Source organism: Rhodobacter sp. Har01 (assembly GCF_020564565.1).
Lineage (GTDB): Bacteria > Pseudomonadota > Alphaproteobacteria > Rhodobacterales > Rhodobacteraceae > Pseudogemmobacter.
The window spans coordinates 1-422 of record NZ_JAJCTD010000040.1; the positions used below are offsets into that span (position 1 = coordinate 1).

At 66.4% G+C, this 422-nt stretch carries 1 protein-coding gene; it reads right to left on the reverse strand.

What is annotated here, in order from left to right; translation table 11 throughout:
* The coding region (locus tag LHP98_RS19315; RefSeq protein ID WP_413687732.1) for an EF-Tu/IF-2/RF-3 family GTPase at positions 1 to 422 on the reverse strand (422 nt) is incomplete at both ends.

The following is a 422-nucleotide window of genomic DNA, read 5'->3' on the forward strand; positions in this document are numbered from 1 at the left end:
GTGCGGCCGCCTTCGCGGATGGCGAAGCGCAGCTTTTCTTCCATCGCGATCGGCGCGATCAGTTCGACCTCGAACTTCAGGTTGTCGCCCGGCATCACCATCTCGGTGCCTTCCGGCAGCTGCACGGTGCCGGTCACGTCGGTGGTGCGGAAGTAGAACTGCGGCCGGTAGTTGGCGAAGAACGGCGTGTGCCGGCCGCCTTCTTCCTTGGTCAGGATATAGGCCTCGGCCTCGAACTTGGTGTGCGGCATCACCGACTTCGGCTTGCACAGCACCTGGCCGCGCTCGACGCCGTCGCGGTCGATGCCGCGCAGCAGCGCGCCGATGTTGTCGCCGGCCTCGCCGCGGTCCAAGAGCTTGCGGAACATCTCGACGCCGGTGCAGACCGACTTGACCGTCGGGCGGATGCCGACGATCTCGAC